The 531-nt window shown below is 34.3% G+C and carries 1 pseudogene; it reads left to right on the top strand.

The features are described 5' to 3' along the window. Window positions 1–531, top strand: a pseudogene (locus EII29_RS12325) (hemolysin); the annotation flags it as partial.

Genomic DNA, 531 nt, shown 5'->3' with positions numbered 1-531 from the left:
AGGTAAAACAACAAATACAGGATCAATAATAGGCAAAGAAGGCAACAGTAAAGTAAAAATAAATGAATATGTAGGAAAAGATATAGAAAATCATGATATACTGACAACAACAGGCGGTTCAATAAACCTACAGGCAGGAAAGAATCCTATAGGCGGAATAGGGATAAATCAGGAAAAACGTGATAAGGAAGGCATGTCAAGAAATACGGTATTAGGCGATATAGAAATAGGAAATGCAACAGGAGCCCCTATTAACAGAGATATTACAAAAGCCAATGAAATAACAAAAGACACTCACAACAGTACAAATATAAATATAGAAGGACAGACAATAGATTACCTGACAAATCCTTCAAGATTTAAAGAGGATTTGGATAAAGCAAAACAGGAAATAAAGGATATAGGGACAGCAATAAAAGAATCAATAAATGATAGAGGAGATGATAACAGAAACTTTTTGGGTCAGTTGGGAGAAGGAAGATTAAGAACAACAATAGACAACATAGCAGGGAAAAGACTTGAGAAGGCAAC

Source organism: Leptotrichia sp. OH3620_COT-345 (assembly GCF_003932895.1).
In the GTDB taxonomy this organism is placed as follows: Bacteria; Fusobacteriota; Fusobacteriia; order Fusobacteriales; family Leptotrichiaceae; genus Pseudoleptotrichia.
The sequence above is the reverse complement of the archived record's forward strand: the minus strand, read 5'-3'. Positions and strand labels throughout refer to the sequence as shown.